General features: G+C 70.6%; 17 protein-coding genes and 1 riboswitch. Of the genes, 6 read left to right on the plus strand and 11 right to left on the minus strand.

What is annotated here, in order from left to right; translation table 11 throughout:
• Positions 1–124 precede the first annotated feature (124 nt).
• The 3 genes from AC0ZLC_RS01825 to AC0ZLC_RS01835 all read right to left on the minus strand — a co-directional run bounded on the left by AC0ZLC_RS01825 (position 125) and on the right by AC0ZLC_RS01835 (position 4896).
• Positions 125–1312 (minus strand): NAD(P)/FAD-dependent oxidoreductase, encoded by a 1188-nt coding sequence (locus tag AC0ZLC_RS01825; protein WP_476750050.1) that lies wholly within the window; start codon positions 1310–1312, stop codon positions 125–127.
• A gap of 87 nt (positions 1313–1399) precedes the next feature.
• On the minus strand, positions 1400–2929 hold the full coding sequence (locus AC0ZLC_RS01830) for an amino acid adenylation domain-containing protein (protein ID WP_476750051.1): 1530 nt from the start codon (positions 2927–2929) through the stop codon (positions 1400–1402).
• Positions 2926–4896 (minus strand): beta-ketoacyl synthase N-terminal-like domain-containing protein, encoded by a 1971-nt coding sequence (locus AC0ZLC_RS01835; protein ID WP_476750052.1) that lies wholly within the window; start codon positions 4894–4896, stop codon positions 2926–2928. Before AC0ZLC_RS01835 ends, AC0ZLC_RS01830 begins: the two co-directional genes overlap by 4 nt.
• A gap of 661 nt (positions 4897–5557) precedes the next feature.
• On the opposite strand from AC0ZLC_RS01835, the gene AC0ZLC_RS01840 reads away from it, so the two are divergent.
• On the plus strand, positions 5558–6583 hold the full coding sequence (locus tag AC0ZLC_RS01840) for a GAF domain-containing protein (protein ID WP_476750053.1): 1026 nt from the start codon (positions 5558–5560) through the stop codon (positions 6581–6583).
• 236 nt (positions 6584–6819) lie between these two features.
• Here the strand turns inward: AC0ZLC_RS01840 and AC0ZLC_RS01845 are convergent, their stop codons facing one another.
• From AC0ZLC_RS01845 to AC0ZLC_RS01870, 6 genes are all read right to left on the minus strand, one after another.
• On the minus strand, positions 6820–7743 hold the full coding sequence (locus tag AC0ZLC_RS01845) for an LLM class F420-dependent oxidoreductase (protein ID WP_476750054.1): 924 nt from the start codon (positions 7741–7743) through the stop codon (positions 6820–6822).
• Positions 7744–8050: 307 nt separating this feature from the next.
• Entirely contained in the window at positions 8051–8527 is a 477-nt protein-coding gene (locus AC0ZLC_RS01850) for a DUF6099 family protein (protein ID WP_476750055.1), read from the minus strand.
• A gap of 190 nt (positions 8528–8717) precedes the next feature.
• Positions 8718–9050 carry a nucleotide pyrophosphohydrolase gene (locus AC0ZLC_RS01855; RefSeq protein WP_476750056.1) on the minus strand — a complete coding sequence of 111 codons (333 nt, stop codon included), beginning with the start codon at positions 9048–9050 and terminating at the stop codon, positions 8718–8720.
• Complete coding sequence (locus tag AC0ZLC_RS01860) at positions 9047–10315, minus strand: AAA family ATPase (protein WP_476750057.1); 1269 nt, start codon at positions 10313–10315, stop codon at positions 9047–9049. The genes AC0ZLC_RS01855 and AC0ZLC_RS01860 overlap by 4 nt, the downstream gene beginning before the upstream one ends.
• Positions 10316–10767: 452 nt before the next feature.
• Entirely contained in the window at positions 10768–11157 is a 390-nt protein-coding gene (locus AC0ZLC_RS01865; protein ID WP_476750058.1) for a cell division protein SepF, read from the minus strand.
• A 134-nt stretch (positions 11158–11291) separates the two neighbouring features.
• Positions 11292–11651, minus strand: coding sequence for an ArsR/SmtB family transcription factor (locus AC0ZLC_RS01870; protein ID WP_476750059.1), 360 nt, complete (start codon positions 11649–11651; stop codon positions 11292–11294).
• A gap of 79 nt (positions 11652–11730) precedes the next feature.
• A riboswitch (cobalamin riboswitch) is annotated at positions 11731–11969 on the plus strand.
• 28 nt (positions 11970–11997) lie between these two features.
• Here AC0ZLC_RS01870 and nicT point away from each other — a divergent pair.
• From nicT to AC0ZLC_RS01885, 3 genes are all read left to right on the plus strand, one after another.
• Complete coding sequence (nicT, locus tag AC0ZLC_RS01875; protein WP_476750060.1) at positions 11998–13089, plus strand: Nickel transporter NicT; 1092 nt, start codon at positions 11998–12000, stop codon at positions 13087–13089.
• Positions 13090–13254: 165 nt separating this feature from the next.
• Positions 13255–13917, plus strand: a complete 663-nt coding sequence (locus tag AC0ZLC_RS01880; RefSeq protein ID WP_476750219.1) for a TetR family transcriptional regulator — start codon at positions 13255–13257, stop codon at positions 13915–13917.
• Between the two features lie 197 nt (positions 13918–14114).
• Positions 14115–14468: a Zn-ribbon domain-containing OB-fold protein gene (locus AC0ZLC_RS01885; protein WP_476750220.1), complete on the plus strand. Its 354-nt coding sequence runs from the start codon at positions 14115–14117 to the stop codon at positions 14466–14468.
• Positions 14469–14637: 169 nt separating this feature from the next.
• On the opposite strand, the gene AC0ZLC_RS01890 is transcribed toward AC0ZLC_RS01885, so the two are convergent.
• Both AC0ZLC_RS01890 and AC0ZLC_RS01895 read right to left on the minus strand, forming a co-directional pair.
• Positions 14638–16149, minus strand: coding sequence for a cryptochrome/photolyase family protein (locus tag AC0ZLC_RS01890; RefSeq protein ID WP_476750061.1), 1512 nt, complete (start codon positions 16147–16149; stop codon positions 14638–14640).
• Between the two features lie 194 nt (positions 16150–16343).
• Complete coding sequence (locus tag AC0ZLC_RS01895) at positions 16344–17345, minus strand: hypothetical protein (RefSeq protein WP_476750062.1); 1002 nt, start codon at positions 17343–17345, stop codon at positions 16344–16346.
• A gap of 17 nt (positions 17346–17362) precedes the next feature.
• Between AC0ZLC_RS01895 and AC0ZLC_RS01900 the strand changes: the two genes are divergently transcribed.
• Positions 17363–18541: a CapA family protein gene (locus AC0ZLC_RS01900; protein ID WP_476750063.1), complete on the plus strand. Its 1179-nt coding sequence runs from the start codon at positions 17363–17365 to the stop codon at positions 18539–18541.
• Between the two features lie 208 nt (positions 18542–18749).
• Positions 18750–21005: a HAMP domain-containing protein gene (locus AC0ZLC_RS01905; protein WP_476750221.1), complete on the plus strand. Its 2256-nt coding sequence runs from the start codon at positions 18750–18752 to the stop codon at positions 21003–21005.
• Positions 21006–21008: the final 3 nt, after the last annotated feature.

The raw sequence follows: 21008 nt of genomic DNA on the forward strand, positions 1-21008 counted from the left end.
TCAGGATCATCGCGCAGGGTCACACTCGGGCCATGACAACTGGTCTGTGCGCACCGGTAGTTGAGCTTCCACCGACCGCCCCGCAGTGAGGAAGTTCGGGGCTTTTCACCGCTCTTGGGAACGGTCATAGGAGTTCGAGGAGTCTGGGCGTATAGAGGTCGTGCGGAGAAGCGATGCCGGCCACCATGTCGAGGTAGATCGCGACGAGTTCCGGGTCGGACTGGACGGCGCGAAGCAGGGAGAGACGTTGCTCGTGCGGGGTGGCCAGCTGGGCCACGCTGAGCGTGGCCTCGTAGCCCGGGGTGAGTGTCGTGTCCCGGCTCTCTGCGAACCGGGCCAGCGACGCGTCGAGCTTCACGGGATCGCCACCGAGCGTGTCTCCCACCTCGGCGACGAGGCTTTCTACCTGCTGGAAGGCATCGCTGATGCCTCGTGCCGTGATGGAGTCTTTGTGATGCCCGGCATCCCCGACCAGGACCCAGCCGGGCCCGGTCGCCTGCCTGAAGAAGTTCTGCTGATCCCCACTGCCACGCAGACGCTCCACCGGTGCACTTCCCCGCAGCCTCTCGTACAGGGCCGGCGCGGTGAGACGAATCTGCTCCTGGTAGGCATGCCGTGCGGTGGTGCGGATTTCGGCGAAACGGGACTGCTGGAAGTAGGCCAGTACGAGGGTGGCGTCGTCGTGTGTGGGCACGCTTGCCACCCAGCCGCCGGGGCGCTCGTAGAGCTCAAGGTCGGCGGGTACATCCGGCCAGTATGTGTAGTACGCGCAGGTCAGCAGAGGATCCCGCCTGGTGTACGGGGCTGCGGCCAACTGGGCGACGGTGGATCGCATACCGTCAGCGCCGATGACCAGGCGAGCGGATTCCGTGAAATTCCGGCTGCCGTGTCGGCCGTCGACGCCGACGACCCGGCCTGCCCTGTCCCGCAGCAGGCCGGTGACGCGGCTTCGCTCGCGGAACTCGGCCCCGGCCGCGATGGCAGCGTCGACCAGGAGGGCGTCCAACACTCGGCGCCGTGGCGCAAACGCTACTTGCTGGCCGGCCACGCCTCGGGCGCAGCCCGCGATACGGATGTCGGCGACCTCGTAGACGGTGCGCTTCAGGGGCGGGCATCCTGAGGCACGGACCTGCTCCAGCACCCCCCAGCGGGCGAGCGCCGCGATGCCTGGCTGGTGGATGAGGTGGGTGGAGAGGGTGTCGGAGCCGTAGGTGGATCTGTCGAGGAGGAGCACGCGGTAGCCCGCACGGGCCAGCAGCAAGGCGGCTGACGCACCGGCGCAGCGCGCGCCCACCACGATGGCGTCGTACATGCGGGTTCCTCATATCGGGCTGGGAGCCTTGGCTCGGGGCAGAGAACGGGGCGCGGTGTAGTGGGCTGGGACCTTGCGTGGGCGTGATCAGCGCGAGTTCGTCAGTTCGTCGAGCAGCGCCCTTCGATCGATTTTGCCGTTGGCGTTGAGCGGGAGCTGTTCCAGGACGGTGATCCGGCGGGGCAGCATGTAGGGCGGCAGCTGCCTTTGCAGGGCTGCGAACAGCCGGTCGGTATCGCGGCAGGGGCCGCTCACGGCGGCCTGCAGTTCCAGTTCTCCGTCTGCGGCGGGCAGGGTGATCACGGCAGCGTCGAATACCTCCGGGTGCGCCCGTAGTGCGGCCTCGATTTCACCCAGTTCGATGCGGTGTCCGCGGATTTTGACCTGGTGGTCGGTTCGGCCCAGGTGCACCAGGCGGCCGTTTTGGACGGCGGCCCGGTCTCCTGTCCGGTACCAGTGCTCAGGTGTCGGACGGTCGCCGGCCGGCTGGAGGTCGGTGGTGAGGAAGCGGCCGGCGGTGTGGGCCGGATCAAGGTAGCCGCAGAACCGCAGAGGGCCTCGCACGCATAGCTCTCCCGTGTCACTGGGCCGTCCGTCTTCGTCCAGCAAGAGCAGATCAAGGCCTGGATACGGACTTCCTATGGGTGCGGTGCCGTTGGGCGTGCTCGGCCAGGCGGTCATGTCGTCGGGAAGCCGGTAGGCGGTGCAGGAGATCGTCAGCTCTGTCGGCCCGTACAGGACCTCCAGCCTGCTGTTCGGAGCTGCGAGTCGCCACTGGCGGGCCGCTTGCAGGGTGAGCGGTTCGCCGCCGAAGAGGCTCCACCGAAGTGTCGGCATGCTGCCCGGGGCAAGGGTGCCGAGAAGAGAGGCGAAGGAAATGAGGGACGGGACGGAGAACCAGTGCGTGAGTCGCAGGCTGGTGATGGTCTTCACCGGGGACAGCAGCTGGCTGCGTTGGGGGACGACGAGGGTGCCGCCGCCCGCCCACGCGACGAAGAGGTCGTGCACCGATCCGTCGAAGGTCAGCTCGAAAGTCTGCGACAGGCGACTGCCCGGCCGGATGTCGTATCGGTCCGCTACGCGCTCCAGGTAGGCGCAGATGCTCCGGTGAGTGATGGGTACGCCTTTGGGAGTGCCGGTCGATCCTGAGGTGAAGATGACGTACGCAAGGTCGTCGGGATCCGCATACCGGTGCGCGACCACGGTCGAATGGGTCCCAGCCGGGGCCGACAGCCCCTCCGGGCCGGCGACAAGGACGGGGATGCCGAGATCGGGGACGCTGTCGATGGACTCGGCCAAAATGAGATCGAGTTCGGCTGCCGCGACGATCTGGGCTGTCCGTTCCGCGGGGTACTCCGGGCTCAGCGGCACGACGGCGGCACCCGCCCGCAGAACGGCGAGATAGCCGGCGTAGGCCGTCACCGATCGTGCGGCCATCAGCCCGACCCGCCGCGGTGGCCCGCCGGCCGGCGTCGTGACGAGACGCGCAGCGAGCCGCTCCACCTGGTCGTGCAGTTCTCGATAGGTCAGTTGCACCGAACCGACCTCGAGGGCCGTCTCATCCGGGTACGCGGCCGCCGAGCGGGCGAACCAGTCGAACAGAGTGCGCAGCTTCACCGGGCCGCTGCCAGTAGTCCACGCGTCCACTGCCGCAGCTCGCCGACTGTACGCAGCCGGCCGAACCCTTCCGGGTCGACCTCCCGTTGGCTACGTCTGCCGAGTTCGACCACGATGCGCAGTTTCGCCAGCGAGTCGATGCCGATCTCGGTGAGCGTCGAGTTGTCATCGAAGCTCGTGCGGGCGTGCTCGCGCAGCACCCAGGCCGCCAGGTCGGTGTCGTCCTCGTGCGTTTCGCCGGGCCAGTACCGTTTGGTCTGCCAGGGGTAGGCGGGCAGCGGTACGTAGTGGCCGGCTTCGCCGAACAGCGCCGCCCAGTCCAAGGCCTCGCCGCGGCGGTACCGGTCTGCGGCGGCAGACAGGGGACGTCCGCCGACTGTCGCTGTCCCGGCGAGAGCGGCCGCCAGTTCCCCATGACTGGAGCCGACCACGGCGATCCGGTGTTCGTGGTGGCGGCGCCGGGTGGCGGCGCTGTAGCAGATGTCCCGAAGTGCGTAGGCACGGCCGGTGCCGCCGGGGCCGAGGTAGTCGGCGTAGGAGCGGGCGAGGTCCTGGAGTGCCGCGGTGCTGTGGGCGGAAAGCGCCAGAACGTACGGCGTGCCGTCCGGTGCCGCGTTGGTGATGGGGGCCGTGGGCTCGAATTGGCTGAGCACTACGTGGGCATTCAGAGACGACGAGCCCTGTCCGCTCACTCCGGCAACGGCGGGCCGGTCAAGGTCCGGCAAGGGCTGGACCTTGTCCGGGATGACCAGCGGAAGCCGGTCCCAGTCGACACGAGGGTGGGGCGTATGCAGGTTCAGGCTGGCGGGAACCTCACCGTGCTCCAGGCACAGCACGGCCTTGATCAGTCCTGCGAGGCCGCTGCCTGCCTCCGCGTGCCCGATGTTGGTCTTGACGGAGCCCACGAGGAGCGGGCGGTCCGCGGGACGTCCGGCGCCCATCACTTCGCCGAGCGCGCTCAGCTCCAGGGGGTCGAGCGCCGGCGAGCCGGCGCCGTGGGCCTCGACGTAGTCGACGTCGGACGGATCCATACCGGCGTCCTCGTAGGCCCAGCGCAGTACGTCCAGTTGGCCCTGGAGCGAAGGGTTGAGGACCGTGTCGCTGGTGCGGCCGTCGTTGCCGATGGCACTGCCGCGGATGACAGCATGGATCCGGTCGCCGTCGCTGAGCGCGTCCGTCAGCCGCTTCAAGACGACGACTGCCACGGCGTCGCTGGGGGCATAGCCGTCCGCGTCCGCGTCGCCGAATTTGCAGCGTCCGTCGCTTGACATTGCTCCGGCGTGCGAGAGGACGAGGCTTTCGTCCGGGCGCAGAGCGATGTTCACGCCGGCAGCCAGGGCCAGCGGGCTCTCTCCCGAACGCAGGCTTTGGACGGCTTGGTGGACGGCTACCAGCGACGAGGAGCAGGCCGTGTCGACGACGATGCTGGGGCCGCGGAAGTCGAAGAAGTGGGATATCCGCGCAGGCAGCAGGGATCGGAAGTTGTGGAGTTGGGCTGCCGTCGCCGATTCCGGGCCCTGCCGCAGAGCGGCCTCGAGCGAGTCGGCACGGGTGTTGCCCACGAACACCGCGCTCCGGCTCCCCGCCAGAAGGTCGGTGCGCTGCCCCGCGTCCTCCAGGGCCTCCCACGCGGTCATCAGCAAGAGCCTTTGCTGCGGGTCGAGTTCGGTCGCCTCAGTAGCCGACATGGTGAAGAAGTCGGCGTCGAAGTCGGCAACGCCGTCGATGTAGCCCGCTCGGCGTCCTGCTATTCGGCCCCGTCTGGGCTCAGGGGAATGAAGGGCGTCGACGTCGAAGCGATCTCGCGGTGTCTCACTGAGGGAGCTGCTGCCGGCCTTCAGCAGGTCCCAGAGGTCGCTGGGTCCTGACGCCCCCGGCAGGCGGCAGGCCATGCCGATCACCGCGACCGACCGAGCGTCCACGTCGGACTTGCGGTACCTGGTCATCGAGAACTCCGTTTCGTACATCGCTCCGTTGTGGAGCAGTCGACCTTGATCACTGCACCTAGCCATAGATATCCGCCGCCTGGCAGCCGGAACCGGACTGTGACCGGAAGATCAGCGGGACCAGGCGCGCCGGCGTCTGATCGCCGGCTTGCTCGCCGTCCGCTCACACCTCAGCAGGCCACTCATTCAGGCCAATATTCGGCTCCACGCCGATCCGCCCGACCACGTGATCGAGCTGTAGAGGCTGGCGCAAACACGTTGTCAGGCGCTGCGAAGCAGGTACCGCTGCTCCGTGTCAGGGAGGACTGGCACGCGGGCCGTGCACCCAATCCACCTCCCGAAAACGAACATGCATTCGAATCTATCCCTTCACGTCGAGGTGCTCTAACGGTGTCGAAAACCGGTCCACCGCACGATTGTCGGGCGCAACATCGTTTCCGTTCGAGGAGGCGGCCGGGAATGACGAGAAGTGATCGGTGATGGTTGAAACATCAAAGGACCTGGGCAGCCTTCCCGGCTGCCCAGACGCTGGTCACAGCGACACGCTGCAAGGACGACCGGGCACCTCGGCAGCGCGTTGCAACTTGCGGTTGGCGCAGGGGTGTTGGCAGAGTGACAGCCGGACCCGCAAGGTCTTGCGGGGCAGACCACGGAGCCAGGATCTCTGCTTTGATCTAGCCTCATGGACTCCCACGATCCCCTTGAGGCGTTCCGTCGCACTGGACCGGAACGGACCCGTCGGCTGACGATTCTCGGCCTCAACGCGCCCGACGCGGAAGCCACCTTCGATCGCGTGGCACGACTGGCCGCCCGCCTGACCCAAGCACCCTTGGCCATGGTCAACTTCATCAGCGACGAGCGCCAGATGTTCCGCGGCATGTACGTGCCCGCTGCATCCCCCGACGCAGGAGTGGACATCGACGGTGGCGGCATACCCTTCGATCTCAGCGCACTCGGACGCGAGGCGCCCGGCGAGTACGGCTTCTGCCCGCACGTCGTTGCTCAGCGATCCCAACTCGCCCTCCACGACGTGTTCGACTACCCCCGGTTCAAGGGCAACCCGCTGGTCAACGACCTCAACGTGCGCTCCTACCTGGGCACCCCGCTGCTCGACAACACCGGGCAGGTCCTCGGCACCGTCTGCGTCGCAGATTTCCGGCCCCGGCGCTGGGACGACCAGATCATGGACGCGATGACGGAACTGACTGCGACCCTGCAGTCGGAATTCAAGCTGCGGGACAGCCTCCTCGCCCAGCAGCAGGAGCTCTTTGCCGTCTTCGACGGGGCACAGTTCCCGATCATGCTCACCGAGGGCCCGGATCATCTGCTGCGCTATGCCAACCGCAAGCAGGGCGAGGCCTTCGGCCAGGTGCCGCAGTTCAGCCCCGCCCGACACGTTCTCCCCGGGCTCGACCAGGTCGGCGTCTTCCGCGCCATGGACGATGCCTTGCGCCAAGGACAGCCCACCACACTGTCCGAGGTCACCCTCCGTCCGTACGACTCCGAGACGCCGCAGGCCTTCAGCTTCATGTGCACACCCGTGCGCACCTCTCCAGGCGCGCCCTTCAAGGGTGTCCTCACGGTAGCGATGAACACCGTGGGACAGGCATACGGGGGCGACAACCCGCAGACCTTCGCAGCCAACCTGCAGGGTCAGTTCGAACAAATGGGTTCGGGTGCATTTGCCCACCGCAATACCGGTCGTTAGACGCGGCAGACAGCGCCACGACGGCCGCGTACGGCTGACAGACGGGCTGACGCGGACAGCGAGTCCTGTTGTCGCCGTCGCGGTCATCATCTGGTCGGCGAAGGGATGTGCGGTCTCGGGGGACGAGGTGGGCGGCGCCACAGGCGCCTGCTCGGTGCACTCGGTGCACTCGGTGCACTCGGTGCACTAGGGCGGACAGCCGGCGCCGGACCGGCGCCCGCGCCGAGCCGAGGCCGTCACGTCAGCTGCGACTGCACCTGCGCCGAGATCAGGTCGAGGTGGTCCAGGTCGTCGAGGTCGAGGATCTGGAGGTAGATGCGCCCCGCGCCGATCTCCGCATACCGGCCGATCCTGTCGACGACCTCGGCCGGAGAGCCGGCCAGCCCGTTGGCCTTCAGCTCGTCCACGTCGCGGCCGATCGATGCGGCGCGCCGCGCCACCTCCTGGTCGTCCTTACCGACACAGGCCACCAGCGCGTTGGAGTACACCAGGTCACCGGCCTCGCGCCCGGCCCGCTCCGCCGCTGCACGCACCCGGCCGAACTGGCGCTCACTGTCCTCGACGGACGCGAACGGGATGTTGAACTCGTCCGCGTACTGCGCGGCGAGCCGCGGCGTGCGGGTCGCGCCGTGGCCGCCGATCAGCACGGGGATCCTCGCCTGCGCCGGCTTCGGCAGCGCGGGCGAGCCGGTGAGGTCGTAGTACGTGCCGTGATGATCGAAGGTCGCGCCGACCTCCGTCGCCCACAGCCCCGTGACGATCGCCAGCTGCTCCTCGAGGCGGGCGAACTTCTCCTTCGGGAACGGAATGCCGTACGCCTTGTGCTCCTCCTCGAACCAGCCCGCTCCCAGGCCCAGTTCGACCCGGCCGCCCGACATCTGGTCGACCTGCGCGACCTGGATGGCGAGCACGCCGGGCAGCCGGAAGGTGCCGGCGGTCATGAGCGTGCCGAGCCGGATGCGCTTGGTCTCGCGGGCGAGCCCGGCCAGGGTGATCCAGGCATCGGTCGGCCCGGGCAGCCCGTCGGCCTCGCCCATGCGGAGATAGTGGTCGGAGCGGAAGAAGGCATCGAAGCCGAGGTCTTCGGTGGCCTTGGCGACAGTGAGAAGCGTGTCGTAGGTGGCGCCCTGCTGGGGCTCGGTGAAGATGCGCAGATCCATGCCTCCATCCTGCACGGTCGAACGGGGGGCCGACCCCACCGGTCCCGCCGACCGCGCCCGCCCCGGCCGGGTGAAGACCTGTCCGCCCCGGGTGCGGTGCGGTCCGCGCAGCCACCCGGTTCGCTGGTGATCGTCGGCTCGCGAGCCGGAGCGCCGGGCACCCGTCACCGGCGCGTCACCGCCGGCGGCCCGCCTGCCGAGCCCGTGACCGCGTACGCTCGCGCGGCCTACGCGGCGCGGACCTGGTGAAGGGTCACGGGCCGGGGAGACCTCTCGCCCCCCGGACCCGGCAAACCGCACCGGCCCCTCATCCCGCCGCACGGTCCCGCTCCACCATCTCCTCCTCCCGGACCGCGAGGCGCCGCAGCATCTCCAGCACCCGGTCACGGGACTCGTCCGCCGCGTCGATCGCCTCCATGCACTGCCAGTACGTCCCCTCGTCGTCGGCCGCGCAGGCGATGCCGACGAGCGCGATGCCCACTTCGCCGAGCAGACACCCGAGATCGAGGAGGGTCTGCCGGGCATCGCCCAGGTCGGTGAGCCGGGCGGCCCGCAGGTCACCCACGCCGAGCGACGGCGCGTCCAGGACGCCGCAGCCTCTGCCCGCCAACTCCGTGAGCCCCAGGGCCTCACCGCGTAATTCCGGGGGACCGGACACGGCGAGGCGACTGCCGATCGCCTGCGCCAGGGCCTGCGCCTGCCACACCTCCCTCATGATCTCCGGCACGTCGCCGCTCCCCGCCAGGGCACGCCTGCTCGTCACGATGAGCCGCATCGCATCCATGCGCTGCCCCCGTCTGTCCGACGCGCTCTCGCACGTCTGCCCGAACTCCACCGTCCACTACCCAGAGTGAGGGCACGCGGGACGAAAAGCCAGAGGTAGCCCGAAATCTGTGGACACAGAATCGACTGTGGACAACTCAATCACTACTGAGAGTAATTGACGGAGTGGGGCGTGAGGGCCCGTGAGCCAGTCAGGGGCCCTCCGGAGGCGGGAACCTCCGTTCGTTGCGGTCGATCTTCGCGTCGAGTGCCGCGAGCGGATCCACGTCGAGCACCGTGCACAACTGGAGCAGATAGGCGAGCACGTCGGCGATTTCGTCGCTCACGCGGTGCGCGGTGTCCGGGTCGTCCATCACCCGGGCCGACTCCTCCGGTGTCAGCCACTGGAAGATCTCGACCAGTTCGGACGCCTCCACGCTGAGCGCGGCGGCCAGGTTCTTGGGGGTGTGGTAGGGCTGCCAGTTCCGCGCGGCCGCGAACCCGGCCAGCCGGCGCTGCAAGTACGACACGTCCAGTTCCGTCACACCCCCAGGTCTACCACCGTGGCCCCGACCACCTCCGCGGCCACTGACGCGGCGCTCACGGCCCCCACCAGCCGGATGTGCCCCCTCTCGCACATCCGCGCCGCGAGCCGCAGGAGTTCCCCGGCCTGCCGGGGATCGAGCGAACGGTCGAAGCCGTCGGCCAGCACCGTCAGCGTCTGCAGCGCCGCCGGGACCTCGCCGGCGGTGTCCACCTCCAGCACCCCGGGTCCGGTGAGCAGCACCAGGGCCAGCGCGAGATACCTCAACTCGCCGTCCCCCAGCAGTCCCAGGTGTGTGCGGCGGCCGTCGCCCCGGTCGAGCAGCCCGCGGACCCCGCCGCCGGGCAGCGGCTCGGCGAGCAGCTCGGCGACCGGGCCCGCGCAGCCGGCCCGGACCGCGGCCACCAGCAGCCCGTGGCGCCGTGCGCACTCGGTCCTGGTCCGCCAGAGCACGTCGGCGAGGTTGTCACAGCCGTGCAGCAGGCGCCCGCCGCCGGCCGGCACAGGTGCGCGCATGGACGGGGGTTGCGGGTCGCAGGGGAAGACGGAGCGCAGGGCGATCACCATCTGCTCGGCGGCGGCGAGCACTTGGCGCTGGCCCTCCGTCTTGCCCGCGACCCGCAGCGGCAGCAGCGCGGTACCGAGGCGGTCGTCGGGGAGCGGGCCCCGGGTGACCGGGGACGCGCCCGCCGTGTGCCAGGCCGCCTGGACGACGGAGCGGCTCGGATCCCGCAGCGCCGTCTCCAGCAGGACGAGGCCGTTCGCCGTCAGCCGTTCGCCGACGATGCGCAGTTCGGGCTCGGCCTGTACGGCGAGGTCGAGCCGGACGGGACCCTCGGGACCGTCCGCCGTGCAGCCGATACGGAAACCTCTCCGCCGCTGGGCGTCCGGGCGGGCCCCTTCGGGAACGCAGGCCGCCGGGTCCGGGAACACCTCGCCCAGTTCGGCCCCGCCGCCGAGCCGCGCCAGTGCCTCGTACGCCCGCAGCGCCGTGGACTTGCCGCTGCCACTGGGGCCCGCGAAAAGCGTCAGCGGTCCGAGCGCGAAGGCGGCGCCGCGGTGTCCGGCGAAGGCGGAGAGCCGTAGCCGGGTGATGCTGGGCCGGTCCGGCCGCGTGTGCGGGGCGCTCGGCGCGGCCGGCGCCGTCTCGGGAACACCCGGCGCCGCCGCGGGCGCTGCGAGGACCCCGGGGGCCGCGGCACGCGGTTCGGGGACCCGTTCCCGCCTCTCCGGCTCGGCAGCGCGCTCCCACGCGTCCGGCTCCACGCCGAGGCGCCGGTCCGGACACACTCCCGTGCCCGGGGGGACCCCGGTGTCCGGACTCACCCCGACGCCCGGGCGCACCCCGGCTTCCGTGCCGACCTCGACGCCCGGGCGCACCCCGGCATCCGGGCGGGCCCCGGCATCCGGACGTTTCTCGACATCCGTGCGGTGTCCGGCGGACGCGCGGTGTCCGGCATCCGTGCCGAGTCCGGCGGACGTCCGGTGCTCAGCGGACGGCGCGCACGGTGGGGACGGCGGGGACGGTAAGGCCGGCAGGGCCGGCAAGGGTGACAGGGCCGGAAGCGGCGGGAGAGGTGACGCGGTCATATCCGGACGGTAGGACTCCGCCGCCAGGCGAACCGTTCCGGCCGGGCGATCTTCCTTCGTTCGGGGTATCACGCCCGTTGATGGCGTCCCCCGGGGACGCCGCCCACCCCGGGGACGTCATCCCCCGGTCACAGCCCGGGGACCCCGGCACTCTCCATCAGCCCCTGCACCTCGGTACCGGGCGGCGTCAGCAGGAACACGTTCCGGTCGACCCGGTGCATCCCGCTCGCCAGGCCGAAGACCACGCCCGTGCTGAAGTCCAGCACCCGCTTGGCGACATCGGTCTCCGCGCCCGTCAGGTCGAGGAGCACGGGGGTGCCGCCCATCAGCGTTTCGGCGACCTCACGGGCGTCCGCGAACACGTTGACCCGCAGGACCACGAAGCGGCGCCGCGCCTCGGTCGGGGCCTCGGGTATCGACCGGTGGCCGACGGCCGAGGGCCACGCGTCCCGGCCGCGCAACGGAACGACCTGGGCGAGCCCTTCCCACTGTTCATCGGTGACGTCGTGGCTGTTCACTGGCCATCCCCGCCCTGGCTCGCCATGGTTGTCTGCACCAGGCAATTCTTACCCATGGTCACCCGTTCGGCCGAACAGCGACACGGTCCGCGACAGCTCTCCTTGCGGTACGGCTCGCGGAAGCACGTCCAAAATCAGGCGATGTCCGTGCCGCAGTGCGCCAGCAGCGCAACGACCGGACCGTCGATCAAGCGGTAGCGCACGACGCGTCCCTCCCGCTCGCCGACGACGACCTCGGCCGTCCGCAGCAGGCGCAACGCCTGCGACACGGCGGGGTCGTTCATGCCGGTCGCGATCGCCAGGTCGGACACCGCCAGGGGCCCGGCCCGGTGCAGCGCCAGCAGGAGCGCCAGCCTGCCGGGGTCGGCGAGCAGCGAGAAGCGGTCGGCCCAGGCGCGTACGGCCGCGGGCTCGCCGATGGCGGCGGCGGCGTCGCAGACCCGGTGGCCGTCGATGGTGCGCCGGTCGGCACGGTCGGCGGGGACGAGATGCATGACGGCATTCTTCCAGGCGGCACTGTGATCTTCGATACCTGCGCAACTGTGCAGGCTTGCAGCGGTCGACGGGCGGCACCTAGGGTTGGCGGGCCGTGGTGTTCGGGAAGACCGGTGACAGCCTTTCAGGGGCCCAGTCCGGAGCGGCCCTCGCCACTGTGATCGGGGAGTTCCCGTCCCGTGCCGCTCCAGGGCGGCGCCACTGGCCGGACGGCCGGGAAGGCAGGGGCGGGCGCGTCGACCCTCCGCCACGCCCGGCTTCGGCTCGTGCGGGAGGTACCCGCGAGCCAGGAGACCGGCCACGGCATCTCACGAAGTGATCCACGAGGTGCTGGAGCGTGACCGCATGACCCTGCCCACCGGGCCCGCCGCCTTCCGATGGCGACGCGAGGACACCGTCCGTACCGCCGGCCTGCTGGCGGTGATCGCCGCCCTGCACGTCGTCGCGTTCGGGGTGCTCTTCCTGCTGGTCGTGCCGGCGCACTACGAGGTCGGTTCGAAGGCGTTCGGCATCGGCCTCGGCGTGACCGCGTACACGCTCGGCATGCGGCACGCCTTCGACGCCGACCACATAGCGGCCATCGACAACACGACGCGCAAGCTGATGGCCGACGGCAAGCGGCCGGTGTCGGTGGGGTTCTGGTTCGCGCTCGGCCACTCCAGCGTCGTGGTCCTCCTCGCGGCGCTCATCGCGGGCGGCACCCAGCTGGCCGGGCGGATCATGAACGAGGGGTCGAGCACGCACCAGGTGCTCGGCGTCATGGGTACGACCGTCTCGGGCGTGTTCCTCTACCTCATCGCCGCGCTCAACCTCGTGGCCCTGATGGGCATCCTGCGGGTCTTTCGCGCGATGCGGGCGGGGACGTACGACGAGAAGGAACTCGAAGGACACCTGGACTCCAGGGGGTTCATGAACCGGATCCTCGACCGCTTCACCAAGTCCATCAGCCGCCCGGGGCAGATGTTCCCGCTGGGTTTCCTCTTCGGCCTCGGCTTCGACACCGCGACGGAGGTCACGCTGATGGTGATGGCGGGCAGCGGCGCCGCGGCGGGGCTGCCCTGGTACGCGATCCTGTGCCTGCCGCTGCTGTTCGCGGCGGGCATGAGCCTGTTCGACACGCTCGACGGCACGTTCATGAACTTCGCCTACCAGTGGGCCTTCTCGAATCCCGTGCGCAAGGTGTTCTACAACCTCACCATCACCGGTCTGTCGATCGCGGTGGCGTTCCTGATCGGCACGATCGAACTGGTCGGCGTCCTGCACGACCGGCTCGACCTGCGGGACGCGGTCACGGGCTGGATCGCCGGTCTCGACCTCGACAACGTGGGTTTCATCATCGTCGGTCTGTTCGTGGTCGTGTGGGCCGCCGCGCTCGCCTACTGGCGGCTGGCCAGGGTCGAGCAGCGGTGGGCGGTGCGCCCGGCGGACGGGGGCTGACGCCGGGGACGAGGGCGACGCCCTCCGGGAACACCCGTCGATATGACACTCAGTCCCCTCCTGCGGGCACTGAGTGTCATACGTGATCTCCGATGCTAGTTTCCCCGCATGAGTGAGACTCCCCGCCGGAGCCCGTCGGCCGGGACGGGCGCCCCGAAACCCCCGATGCGCGACGCGCTGGTCGAGGCGGCGTTCCGGCTGTTCCTCGAACACGGCTACGAGCAGACCACGGTCGACGACATCGTGACGCTGGCCGGGGTGGGACGACGGTCGTTCTTCCGGTACTTCCCGTCGAAGGAGGACGTGGTCTTCCCGGACCACGAGCGCTGCCTCGCCGAGATGACCGAGTTCCTGGACTCCGGCTCCGGTCCGGCGGACCCGGTCGAGCGGGTCTGCGACGCGGCCCGGCTGGTACTGCGGATGTACGCCGAGAACCCGACGTTCTCCGTGCAGCGCTACCGGCTGACCAGGCGGGTGCCCGGACTGCGCGCGTACGAGCTCTCCGTGGTCTGGCGCTACGAACGTGCCCTCGCCGACCACCTGCGCACCCGTTTCGCGGGCCGGCGCGACGGAACCCTTCAGGCCGACGTGATCGCCGCCGCCGTGGTCGCGGCCCACAACAACGCGCTGCGGTCCTGGCTGCGGGCGGACGGCGAGGGAGACGCCGACGCCCGGGTGGACCGGGCGCTGCGCCATGTGCGGCGCACCTTCGGCGCGGACGAACCGGGCACCCGCCGGGAGGGCGGGGACGTGGTGGTCGTCGTGGCCCGGCGCGGGGTCCCGATGTGGCGGGTGGTCCAGGAGATCGAGTCGGCCTGGACGGATTGAGGGTACGGAGTGCCTTTACGACTGGCACTGAGTGCCATAGCCTGTCGCTCGTGCACGGCGATCCGAGCACATCAGATTCCGGCCGAGCGCAGGGAGATGACATCGTGTTCCACCCGGGAATCGGGATCGCGGCGGACGTGCTGGACGGCGATGCGCCCCAGGACAACGCCACCGCCCCCACGGAGAGCGGCGCCCCCATGTGGGCCACGCGGAGCGAGGAACGTCTCGCCTTCCAGCGGTGCCGCTGGTGCGGGACCACCATGTTCCACCGGCTGCTCTGTCCGGTCTGCGCGTCGAGCGACCTGCACACCGAACACAGCCGGGGCGCGGGCATCGTGCGCCGCACGACCGTGGTCCGCCGCAACACCCCCGGCGCGCGCAACGTGTCCCTCATCGAGATGGCGGAGGGCTTCACCGTCCGCGGCCGTGTGAAGGGCCCGTTCATCGCGATCCACCCGGGCGGCCGCGTCCGCCTCACGGTCGCCGAGGACCCGGTCCGCGGCGAGCCGGTCTTCGAACTCTGCGACGACTTCTACGGGTTGCGCGACTGACGTCCGGCCGCGCGGCCGACGGCTCACCGCCCTGCTCGCCCCAGCCGCGTTCGCACCCGCGACCGCGCCGCTCGGCGCCCAGTTCGGTGACCTGCCACCCCTACGTCGAGCCCGTGCCCCGCGGCCGGCCGGCCCGTCAGAACCGGCGTCACCGTGCCCGGAGCCGGTCTTAGTCCCGACGGCCCCGCTCCTGCTCCAGCAGTTCTTCGAGGTCGCGCAGGCGGTCCAGTCCGCGCACCGCCTGCGTCATCCTCGCGTTGTGTTCGAAGCGGTCCCGGTGGCGGTGCAGGAGGTTCCAGTACCCGGCGGTGAAGGGGCAGGCGTCCGCACCGACCCGTACGGACGGTGTGTACCGGCAGGGTCCGCAGAAGTCGCTCATGCGGTCGATGTACGCCCCGCCGGACGTGTAGGGCTTGCTGGTCATGCGGCCCCCGTCCGCGTACTGCGACATGCCGACCACGTTCGGGACCATCACCCAGTCGTAGCCGTCGACGAAGCTGCGGTGGAACCAGTCGGTGACGGCCCGGGGGTCCCAGCCTCGCTGCAGGGCATGGCTGCCCAGGATCATCAGGCGTGGGATGTGGTGCGTCCAGCCGGTCTCTTTGACCTGCTGGAGGACGTGCGTGAGGCAGTTCGCGTCGGTCGCGTCAGGGGACAGCTCCGTGAACCAGCCGGGCAGGGGCTCGTGGTGGCCGAGGGCGTTGCCCTCGCGGTACCGGTCGCCGAAGTACCAGTAGACGTGCCAGACGAACTCGCGCCAGCCGGCGATCTGCCGCACGAAGCCCTCGGCGCTGTTGAGCGGCACGGCGCCCGACCGCCAGCGCGCCTCCGCCTGTCCGACGCACTCCGCGGGGTCCAGCAGGCCGAGGTTGAGCGACGACGAGAGCAGGCTGTGGCTCATCGTCGGGTCCCCGGCGAGGATCGCGTCCTCGTACGCGCCGAACGTGGCCAGCCGGTGCTGGACGAAGCGGCGCAGCGCGGCGAGGGCCTCCCGGCGCGTGGCGGGGAACCTGCGGCGTCCGTCCTCGCCGACGAACTCGACCTCCCCGTCGCGCGACCAGCGGTCGAGATCGGACCGCACCTCGGCGTCGATGTCGTCCTCCCGTGGCCGATAGGGCGCCGGAACGCCCAGGCCGGTGCGGCCGCGCGGCGGGGGCTGACGGTTGTCGTGGTCCAGGTTCCAGCGGCCGCCGACGGGCCGGTCGCCCTCCATCAGCAGATCGTGTGTCTGGCGGACCCATCGGTAGAAGTCCTCCTGGCGGAGGTGTTTCGTGCCCCGGCCGTCCGCCCAGAGCTTGAACTCCTCGTGCGCCACGAGAAAGCCGCGGGCCGGCAGGACGCGTACCGAGGGCAGCGCGCGTACGAAGGTGAGCGCCGCGTGGGACGTGGGGTGGTGCACGGTCACCGGACCGTCCCCCACCGCCTCGCGCAGACCCTGTCGATACGTGTCCGCCTTGACGTAGCTCACGCGGTCGCCGAGTTCCGCGGCGCGATGGCGCATCGCCGAGAGGATCAGGTGCGCCTTGGCCCGGTGGAAGCGGCGCCGCCGGAAGACGCCCCTGGACTCGATCATCACCAGTGGAGCGTCCCGGTCGGGCCCGCCCCGCGCCGGATCGGCGAAGTGAGGGCCCAGCTGATCGCCGAACAGCCAGTGGGGGGTGCCGGACTCTTCTTCCGTCATGGCGAGCGCTCCGTGGACGATCCGTTGCCGGGCCGGCACGCCACGCGAGGTGGCACACCTGTCCGCAGATCAAAGCGCAGGCGGACACGGACGGGACGCGGCACACGCCGTTCCTCTTCGGATGGCCGGGCAGGTGACACCGGGGGGGAGCAGCGGTGGCTCGGCGATGGCCACGCACTGCATGTTGTGATGCGTCACCCCCTGTCGGACTGACCGGACTTCCACGCCGTGACCAGCCCGGCGAGGGCGTCGGCGGCCTCCTCGGTGTCGCGGCCGTCGTCCGCGCGGGCGTGCCGGGCCAGCTCGACGTGGACGAAGCCGGCGTGTTCGCGCTGCGCCGAGCGGCCCTGGACGTTGGTCGTGCCCTCCAACGGGCAGCGCGCCACCCAGGCCCGGCAGACCCGCAGCCCGTCGTCGTCCATGCGGTCGGCCATGGCGGCCACCTCGGCGGGCGCGGTCTCGACGGCGCCGGTGGAGACCACGGCGTCGTAGGGGCGGTCGGAGGAGTCGGTGAAACCGTGCAGCTGCACGCCGGGCACCCCGCGCTTCTGCAGCTCGACGACGATCGTGTGGAAGGCGCTGTCCTCGCGGTGGGCGACATCGGCGGCACCGTCCTCGCCGGCCCGGCGGTGCGTGCCGGCGAGGACGAGGGCGCCGCCGGGACTCCGCTCCAGGAGCCGGATGCCGAGGGCCTCGGTGTCGCGGTCGGAGACGGGGTGCGGGACCTGGGCGTTCCACCGGACGGCGGAGTCGGCGTTCAGGTACAGGCGGCCCCAGCCGGTGCTCGCGCCGGTGCCGGTGGCGGCGATCTCGTCGTAGCGGCGGCCGGAGTCGGTGTCGGTGAGGCGGGTGAGGCCGAGGCCGAGCGGGGCGAGCCGGCGTTCGGCCTCCTGGGCGTCGCCGGACAGCAGGCTCCCGACGGCCTTCGCCAGCCGCGCGCGCTGTGCCTCGCCGGGCGGAGTGTAGGGGGCGTCGGCGCGGAACCCCGCTGTGTATCCGAGGATGCGGCCGCGCAGGTCGACCAGTTCCCGGGCGCGCGGAATGGAATCTTCCGAGGTCGGGGACGTGTCGGCCTGACAGCCCACCAAAGCCAGAAGCAAACCTATCTGGACGAAAACGCGCTGGAAGTGTGATCGTCCCGTGACGATAATCCGATGGTCGCTTGTGTGGTTCATGTAAATATGACTCAGTGACATTCCGTAAGTCTCTCCGTATGGGCCGTTCGCTGGCGGTACTGGCGGCGGCCACCGGGCTGACCGTGTCGTGCGGCTCCGAGGCCGCGCAGCCCCGGGCCGAGGCCGGCGGCCGCAGTTTCACCGTCGCCGCGGCCGGCGACGTCCTCATCCATCCCGAGCTGGTCGAGCAGGCCGCCAAGGATGCCGAGGAGAGCGGACACGGAGAGGCCGGACTGGACTTCGGGCCGCTGCTCGCCGGGGTGAAACCCGTGATCAGCAAGGCCGACCTGGCGATCTGTCACATGGAGACGCCGGTCGGGAAACCGAAGGGACCGTTCGAGGGATACCCGGAGTTCCTGGTTCCGCCGCAGATCCTGACCACCCTGAAGGACGTGGGGTACGACACCTGCTCGACGGCCTCCAATCACACCTTCGACCACGGACTGACCGCGGTACGGCGCACGCTGAACGCCATGGACGAGGTGGGCCTCGGGCACACCGGGTCGGCGCGGACGCCGAAGGAAGCGGAGCAGATCAACATCCGCAACGTCAAGGGCGTCAAGGTCGCCCACCTCGCCTACTCCTGGGAGTCCTTCCTCAACCCCACGCCGGAGAACGAGCGTTGGGCCTTCAACCGTTCCAGTACGGAGGAGGTCAAGAAGGCCGAGAAACGGGCCCGCGACAAGGGCGCCGAAGTGGTGATCCTCTCCCTGCACTGGGGCCTGGAGCACTACAACGAACCGAGCGTCCCGCAGCTGGACATGGCCCAGCGGATCACCGAGGAGACCGGGGTCGACCTGGTGATCGGGCACCACTCCCACGTGGTGCAGCCGATCCAGAAGGTCAACGGCACGTGGGTCGCCTACAGCCTCGGCAACCAGGTGGCCCGGCACTCCTCGCCGACCGGCCTCACCGAGGAGGGGGCCATCGGCTGGTTCGAGTTCCGCGAGACCGCCGACGGCTGGGACGTCTCCGCCCGCTACCGCACCACGCTGGTGGACATCCCGCCCGAGACCGAGGCAGGGGACAAGGCGGCCGAGGGGTCGGTCGAGGACGTCCGGGTGGTGGATGTCCAGCACGCGCTGGAGCACCCCGAAGGGCTGTCCGACGACCGGATCGCCCGCTACCGCCTGGCCGAGGACCGCACGCGCGGCTTCCTCTACAACCGGGGAGCGCCGGGCGGTGACGGCCTGAAGCGGCTGTCGCCGGAGAAGTGACCAGGGCCACACCCCCCTGTGTGCCGACGGACACAACCTTGTCGGCGTTTATCAGTCTTTTCTGTGACGGCGTCATGCTGCCGCGCGACAGCGGTGCTTCCTTCGGGCGCTGAGCACCCGCAGCGACCAAGGAAGAAGACCGGTGACATCGACTCCTGCCGCGCCCCTCGTGCCGAAAGGCCGGCGGCGCAGCCGCAGACGCGCGGACATGCCGCTGCTGGGCGGCATCCGGCCGCCGATCGCGCTGCTGTGCGTGCTGGTCCTCGCCCTCGCGGCCCTCACGGCCAAGGTGCTGGGGCCGGACGCGGAACCGGTCGTGCCGAAGGCGGTCCTCTCCTCGCAGCAGTACTTCGCCCAGGACGGCGCCATCGCCCTGCGCGCCTCGATCGACGAGCGGGTCACGGACCTCGAACGCACCGCCACCGCGCTGAGCGCGGGCAGGCCGGCGGACCCCGAGCGCGTCCTGTCGGACCTGAGCAAGGCGTACCAGAAGTGGACCGGCACCACGGTGCTGGACCTGGAGAGCGGCAAGGTGCTCGCCGCCCGCGGGGAGCGCATCCCGCTCGGCTGGCTGGACAAGGACGTCCTCACCGGTGACCGGGCGCTCACCCCGCGCATGGTGCGCCTGGAGACCGGCGACGTGCGCCTGATGACGATGGCCGTACTGGGCGGGAAGAAGGGGGCGCAGCAACTGCTGATCGCCTCCAACAGCCTCTCCGTGCCCTCCATCAACCTGGGCCCGTTCCGGAGCATGGCCGTCGTCGCGCGGGGCGGCGAGGTCCTCGCCACCGCCGGCTTCGAGCAGTCCGAGGCACTCAACTCGGACGCGGAGCGCGAGGAACTCACCTTCCTGCAGAAGCAGATGACACGGTTGTCCGACCGGGCCGCCGAGGAGACCGAGCGGAACCCCGTCAGCGCGCGGGAGCCCGGTTCCCGCGGCTATCCCGGCGTCAGCGGAACCCTGCTGGGCGATGACTACAACGGCCGCGTCGCGACCGCCGGGTACGCCTCTCTCGCCGCGTCCGATCCGGAGGACGGGGAGAGTGTCGCCGCCGGCCTCGGCCTGACGGTCGTCGCCATGCTTCCCGTGGTCCAGCAGCAGACCGTCACCGAGGGCAGCCGGCAGCTCTTCGGTCTGCTGGCGGCGGGCGCCCTGGTGCTGCTCGGACTGCTCGCGGTCGCCGTGCTGTGGATGACCGTGCAGCGTCCGCTGCTCAAACTGTTCCTGGAATCCCGCCGGCTCGCCCGCGGCGACCTGGTCAGGCCCGTCGCGGTGCCCCGCTGGGGCGAGGCCGCCCGCATCGGCTCCGCGCTGGAGCGCACCCGCGGCCAGCTCGGCGGCGCGAGCGCCCCGGACGGTGCCGCCGGTGCCCGCCCGGCCGGCAGGTTCCGGGGCGGTGCGCGCGGACCGCTGGTGCTGACGGCGGTGCTCCTGCTGCTGTGGTGCGTCCCCGTCGGCTTCCTGCTCAACCGCACGGACGGGACCGTCAGCATCCCCGCCCCCATGGTCAACGACCAGCGCGACCGCACCGACCTGGTCGCCGACCGGGCCCGCCGGGCGCTGAACGAGGCCCAGGCCGACCTCGTCTCCACCGCACACCTGATCGACATCGACGACCCCGCCGCCACCGAGACCTTGCTGAAGGACGCCCTGCGCGAGCACACCCGCTACCAGGCGCTGTATGTCGTCGGTGAGGACGGCGACATCGTCGCCCGGGCCGGCGCCGGCCCCCACGCGTGGAGCTCGAAGAAGGACCGGGCCCTCGTCCGCGTCTCCGGCAGGGGTGGGAAGAAGCCCGTCGTCCAGACCGGGGCGCCGGTGCCTGAGCACGAGGGCACCACCCTCGTCGGCGAGGTGCGGGTGGAGTTCCTCAACTCGCTGCTGAAGCGGCCCGGCCTCGGCGAGGTCCGGATCGTGAACGCCGACGTGCGGACCCTCGCCGCCAGCGACGGTTTCCTCGCCTTCGAGGGGCTGCCGAACGACGCGCTGCCCGACCTGGTGCGCGCCGGCAATGTGCGGGTGGGCGCCGGGCCCGTCGAGAACGGTCTGCTCATCCGGGACGGTGGCGCCGTCACCGTGGCCGCCGCGGCGCCGTTCACCGGCGGCGGCGTCGCCTCCGACCTCGGCTGGACCGTCGTGAGCTGGCAGAACGCCGACCACTTCGAGATCACCGCCTACGAGCGCGAGGACCGCAGTGTGCTCGCGGGTCTGCTCGGCCTCGCCCTGATCGTGGTCTGCCTGGGCTGGATCCACCTCGTCGTCGTACGGCCCCTGCGGGCCCTCGCACAGGACGCCGAGAAGCTCGCCGACGGCGACCTCAAGACCGTGCACTACCCCCGCTACCAGGACGAGGTCGGCGCCGTCGTCCGCAGCCTCGAACTGATCCGCCAGCAGTTGCAGGCCCGCCGGCAGAACCAGGCGCGCCGGCCCGCCGAGTCCCGGCCCGGCGCCGGAGGAAGGTGACCA

The organism is Streptomyces sp. GLSS-08 (genome assembly GCF_056387915.1).